Below are 6,401 nucleotides of genomic sequence, written 5' to 3' on the forward strand. Positions count from 1 at the left end.
ATCGTCTGGCCACGCGCGACTTCTTCACCAGGCCGCACGACCGGGATAGCGGCTGCACCCAGGTGCTGGCGCAACGGCACGATCAACTCCGGCGCAAACGGAAACTGGCGTATCGCCGCAGCGCTGGTGTGCTTGTGATCGTGCGGGTGCACGCCGTGTCTGAAACTTGGCGCGCCCAGCACTGTGTCCATTATTCCTGTCATCGGTCAGCTAGTTCTTTGCCTGGCCCCGCTTTATCCACTTGTCGATATCCTTGTCGCTGCGATCGCGCGGCAGCCCGGGGTGGATAACTTCTGCAGTACACTTCTCGGCCGCTTTTACCAGGTCGCGGTAGGGGCCACCATCGGCATTCTTGATATACGCCTTGCCGTCGTCGTTGTAGTCAAAGATCTCCGGGTTGATATCGATGCATTCGTCGCACGCGGTGCATTCCTCGGTTTCCAGCCACGGCGCCATGTATTCAGCAACCGGCTGCCCTTCGGGCTGCGCCGCTGGCGCTGCCCCGGCCTGTGGCGATGGTGCTGCTGCGGGTGTCGCGGCAGCGGCAACAGCGGGCGCCACTGCTGCAGCGGCACCGGCGCCAGCCATATCCATCAGCCTGGCGGTAATCTGGCTGACCACCTCCTGGCGAATGCGTGACTCCAGCCCGGCATCTCCCGGTGTTTCGGTGTCGCCTTCGTCGGCCAGCGCCTTGAGCATTACCCAAAAGTCGCGCCGCTCTTCCGTTGCAAGAACCATCGGCTCGGCCACCAGCAGGCGACCGAGGTTCTGCTTGGCGTCCAGCGCCCAGATGTATGGCACTTTGCCGTCACGGTCGCCTTCATCCAGGTCGATGTATTCAGCCAGCGGCACCATGTCCTCGTGCCATGCATCCGTCGGAATTTTGCGGAAGTGCTTGCGGAAGCGTGTTTCGGTGACGGCAAAATCCGCAAATGTCGTCTGCAGCTCCATGGACTTTTCACGACCGTTGTCGCGGTAGTGAATTGTTGCTACCGGCCAGTCACGGCTGGCCATCGGGTTACCGTCGAGGTCAAAACACTCAGCGGGTGTCTTGCCGCGGTCGGGGTCATAACGGAACAGCGGGTAGGCGCGTGACTCCACTGCCAGCTTGGCCTGGTGATGCCCCATGTCGTCGCCAATACCGTGCTCGGGCTGGCAGCTGGTATACAGATTGAACAACGCCGGTCGGCGCGTCATCAGCCCCTGCACGAAGCCTTCGATCATGTGATTGGCGTAAGCCATCGTGCTTTGCATGACGTAGGTAGTGCGATGAGCCATAGCGATCAGGCCGATTTCCTTGCGAATCTCCTTCTTTCCCTTGATAGCCTTGCCAAATTGCGCCATGTCCGAAACCTGGCCGTAGAACCCGGAAGTGCACGCCTGGCCGCCGGTATTGGAGTACACCTGGGTGTCGACCACCAGCACCTTGATCGGTTTGCCGGACATCATGGCGCGTGACAGGTTCTGGAAACCGATGTCGTACATCGCACCGTCACCGCCGACTGCCACTACTGGCGGACACAATCCGAACTCCTCGTCGTTGAAATCCTCCCAGTCGAAATAGCGCAGCTGTTCGTCATGTACAGCCGGCTGGTATTTGCCGGCCAGCTCCAGTTCGGCGATGCGAATTGCCTTGAAGCCCTCGGCCATCTTGGCCATGTGACCCTCGAAAACACCCATCGCCACCGACACGCTGTCCTGGAACAGGTGATTGGCCCACGGGAACGGATAAGGATTGAACGGGAAGGTGCTGCCCCAGACAGAAGTGCACCCGGTTGCATTGAGCATCCCGAGGCTGGCACGGCCATTGCCGGTTACTCCCTTTGTGTAGCGCCAGCGCAGGTCTTCGAGCTGCGCGAGCAGCCCGGTCATGCGCTCCAGCCAGTCGCGATCGATCGGCTCGGCCTCGTGTGCCTGCTCCACCCGCCCGGCCAGGCTGGCCAGGGTCAGGTCGCCGTCTTTTTGCGCCAGCATCGCGGCCACCTCTTCCGGGTCGCCAAGATCGATCTCCTCGACCAGTTTGAGCTGGATATGGGTCTTGAGGCGGCCGACAAGATCATCGAGTTTTTTCACCTGTGCCCTGACGCGCGGCTGCATCAATGATTCGGCCGTTGCCACAAACAGGTGCACGACAGTTTTTTCCGAGCAGCCCAGGCAGGCGCCGTCACCACTGGCAAATGGCAGGTAGGCCTCCTTGTTAAGCAGGATGGTCTCCAGGGCGCCGATGCCCTCTTCCAGATTGTCCACGCGTATATATTTTTCGGGCGTATTGGGCAGGTCGAGCCAGAAATCCCAGTTGTCACGCAGCGACTGGACTGATTTTTCGGTCTGGGTTACCGGACGCAGCGCGTCATCACTGCAAACCTCGACGCACTCCATGCAACCCTTGCAGGTGTACGGATCTACCGTGATGCTCAGCAATCCGCCGCTGCCGGGCTGTTTTTTCTCCGGCTGTGTGAAGTATGGTTTTGACAGCGCAAACTGGAACTCACCAAGCGCGGTGCGGAATAATTCAAACTCCTCCCTGAGCTGTTCCCGGCCCCCATTTACCAGGCTGTCGTCATTGACGGTGATTTCGATCGCCTCATCGAGCACCGCCCGGACCGCGACATTGTCATCGGACTGCTGCAGCAACTGGCGCAGACTTCCCTCCAGCTTGCGCACCGCCTTTGGCAGCAATTCGACGCTGGCGCCACTCTTGCGCACCTTGGCAAGCGCGGCATCCAGCACCTGTCCAATATCGTTGACCAGACCCGGTATCGCCGTGTCCGGGCATATCGTGTAGCAGTCACCGCAGGCCGTGCAGTTTTCCGGTATCCACTCCGGATGCTCGAAGCGGATCGAGGTCATATCACGAAAATGCGCCGTGGCCGCCGGCATCAGGCTCATACTCATGAATGGATCGGCCGGGACATCGTTACCCTTGCCCTGTGCGTACAAACTGCCGGTCTGGTTCCAGAACCGATGAATGTCGGCGCTCGGCGAATCGCTCTGCGGCAGACGTCGTACCATCACCGGCACTTCCGGGCCGGTTGCGGTAGCCTGTTGGTCATCGAGCGGCATGTCGGCAACCGTGCGGATCTCCTCGAAACCACGCTGGACTACCCGCATGTTGTCTTCGACCACCCGGGCGCCTTTCGAACCGAACTTGTGCTGCAGTTGCTCACGAATGGCCGCCAGTAAAGCGTCTTCGGTCAGGCCATGTTTGTCCAGTAATGGCGAGGTGGCGAAAAACGCACCCTGGAACGCGATGCCCTGCATACGCAACTGCAACTCCGGATCAGTTGCTTCGTCGCGGGCAATTGCGAATGCATCCAGGTAGTAAACGCGAATCTTCTTTTCCACGATTTCGCGCCGATACTGCAGCGGAATGCTGCGCCAGAACTCATCCGGCGATTTCGCATCGCTCTGCATGACCAGCACACCGCCGTCAGCGAGCCCGGCAGCAGCATTTGTGTGCTTGAAAACATTCGGGTCGGGCGAGAGCACAACATCAACATAGTGAAACTCGCAGTTGACCTTGATTGGCTCCGGCGCGGCCGCAAGATAATAGCTGGTCGGCTGGCCCTTCTTTTCCGAACCGTACTTGGGGTTAGCCTTGACGTGATAGCCGAGCAGGTCGAACAGCGTCATGGCGAGGTTCTTGCCCGTCGTGATGGCACCCCAGCCGCCAACCGAGTGCATGCGCACGGTGATGCTGTCCGCCGGCATCAGGTTCGGGTTTTCCGAGCCTTTCACCGCAAGGTCTGCCACATGCGGATAGGCATCCGTCACTGTTTGCTGGTAAACCTTTTGGGTCGGAGTCAGTGCGGTCTTGCGAACAAAATCGACCGACAGGTAAAACAGCCGCTTGTGCTCACCTTTTGGCAGCATGTTCTCGATCGCACCTACAATGCCCTCCGGCTGCAGGTCGCGGCTGCCCAGGCCAAACGACCCGGAATAGAGCTCCGGCATGTCCTTTAAGGATTTGTACGACGCCAGTTCCGGATAAGGCAGCGACTTCCCGGCGCGACCGTTCTCCAGACACTTTGACATGGTCGCGCGCACCTCACGCATCAGCGGCAGGTCAACCGCCAGCGGCTGGTCGACGCGCTCGAGTATGGCCACACCCTTCTTGCCCTTGAGTATCCTGCCCAGCTGGTCTGCCGGGAACGGCCGGAACATGACCAGGTTGACCACGCCCACTTTGATACCGCGCTTGCTGCGCAGGTAGTCGGCCACGGCCTCGGCACTGGTGATCAGGCTGCCCTGGCCAAGGATCAGGTAATCGGCGTCTTCGGTGCGATAGGTTTCTACCCGCGAGTAGTTACGCCCGGTCAGCGCGGCAAAGTCGCTGAGCGACTGGTCGGTCAAAGCGGCAATATGGTCGAAAAAGAACGGCCGTTGTGCGGCTACGCTCTGCATGTACGAATCCTGATTCTGCACCACGCCGGCCATCAGCGGCTCGTCGACGTTCCACAGCTCCGGGATGCGCCGACGCTTGTCGCCATAAATGATGCGTTGTGCCGGTGTCGGCGTGTCGATGATGTCGTCGGGCCGGCCCAGGAATTCGGCGATAAGCTCGCGCTCCGGGATCATCAGGGATTCGATCAGGTGAGTAGTAAGAAAACCGTCCTGGCCGACGATGCCGGGCGTCAGCGCCAGCTCTGCGACGCGATGGGCAACTATATTGAGATCGGCGACGGCCTGGGCGTTTTTGGCGAATAACTGGAAAAACCCGGTATCGTCGACGCAGTGATAATCATCGTGCCCGGCGTGCACGTTAAGCGTAGCTTTGGTCATCGCACGGCAGCCGATGTTGAGCACATAAGTAAGCCGTTTGCCGACCGCCGCGTACAGCGATTCGTGCATGTAGGCGATGCCCTGGCCGGAGGAAAAATTCGCCGCACGCAGCCCGGTCATCGACAGTCCGGCCGTTATGGCTGCTGCCGCATGCTCTCCCTCGGGCTCGATAAATATCAACGGCCGCCCGGAAATATTGATATGCCCGGCCGCGGCAGCTTCAGCCCAGAACTCACCCATCTGGGTGGAAGGCGTAATGGGGTAGGCACCGGCACCGTCGGTCGATTCGCGCTCACACATGATGGCGGCACTGTTGCCGTCCATTGCCGCGCGGCTGCCGGGGTACTTGTAGCTGCTTTTTTCTTTACGCATGTGCTGGTCTCATTATTAAATCAGGTCGGCGCCACAGTGCGCCGTGTATGACGAATTACTTTTCGGGCCGCCGGCCCTTTCTCGGGACCATTCTCGCCGAACCACACGATAGCTCCGGTCGGGCAGCGATCGATTGCCTGGCGCTGGTCGTGCTGGCGGCTGTAGTCAATCACCGCAAGATTGTCCTGCATGGCGATCAGCCCGGCAGATGCATCCTTGGCACACTTGCCGCAACCAGTGCAGGCAACCTCACACTCGGCCAGCACCGGGTCGCCAAATTCCAGGTTCTTGCAGGCAACCCACAGTCGATGACTGACCGGGTGCAGTGAAAACAGGTCTTTGGGGCAGGCATCGACACAGTCGCCACATGCGGTGCAAAGATCGTCATCCACTACCGGAAGGTTTTCCGCCGACATGCTGATGGCATCAAAATCACACACCACCTCGCAGTCTCCCAGCCCCAGGCATCCCCAGAAACACCCCTTGCCACCACCGGCCACTAGCGCTGCGCCACGACAGGACGACAGCCCCTCGTAGTAAGCGTGCATGCGAGCCACGTTAGCGCCCCCGGCGCATGCCAGTCGTGCCACCACTTTTTCTACATTGCCGACCTCCACACTCAGTATTTCGGCGATCGCCGCCTTGCTGTCGGCATCCCCTACCGTACATTGCGCCGGGCTCGCCTCGCCGCTGGCCAGGGCCTCGGCAAAGGCCCGGCAGCCCGGGTGACCGCAGGCGCCACAATCGGTATGGGGCAACAGCTCGTAGACAGGCTCGATCCGCGGATCGGTCTCCACCTGCAAACGGCTCTGGGCGACGACCAGCGCCGCCGCAATCAGAAAGGTCAGTCCACCCAGCGTGGCCACGGCTACGAGCATAGATACGGTCCCCCGCCCGTCCCCGGCAAGGCCTTACAAGGGTGAAAATCTAGCACCCGGCGCGGCACCCCCCGAATCGTGGATTACCCCTACGAACACTTTGAATTCGCAGGAATTCATGGGCCGCCGCGCGAAGGCTGACAGGAACTGCTAGCCTCAGGGAAGAACCGGTTACCGCACCACGGTAACGAGGGGGGCCTCATCGTGAAGAAAAACATTGCTGTAATTGTCATTCTGTCTTTATTCGCCAGCAACGCCTGGATGCGGTGCGCTGACCCGAGGTAGCCGTCGTAAATACTTCCCAGCAAACCGGGACGGCGAAACGATACCGCTTCGCCGTCCCGCTCGGCATCATGCTGCTGTCTTTCC

At 60.2% G+C, this 6,401-nt stretch carries 3 protein-coding genes; all 3 read right to left on the reverse strand.

Annotated features, from left to right (window positions below):
* Nucleotides 1-191: electron transport complex subunit RsxC (locus HKN06_09145; protein NNF61477.1), on the reverse strand; the 191-nt coding region annotated here is incomplete at its 3' end.
* A 19-nt stretch (nt 192-210) separates the two neighbouring features.
* Entirely contained in the window at nt 211-5,106 is a 4,896-nt protein-coding gene (locus tag HKN06_09150) for a pyruvate ferredoxin oxidoreductase (protein NNF61478.1), read from the reverse strand.
* Nucleotides 5,107-5,174: 68 nt separating this feature from the next.
* Nucleotides 5,175-6,032 (reverse strand): RnfABCDGE type electron transport complex subunit B, encoded by an 858-nt coding sequence (locus HKN06_09155; protein ID NNF61479.1) that lies wholly within the window; start codon nt 6,030-6,032, stop codon nt 5,175-5,177.
* Nucleotides 6,033-6,401: the final 369 nt, after the last annotated feature.

The sequence above is a fragment of the Gammaproteobacteria bacterium genome (assembly GCA_013003425.1).
Lineage (GTDB): Bacteria > Pseudomonadota > Gammaproteobacteria > Steroidobacterales > JABDKV01 > JABDJB01.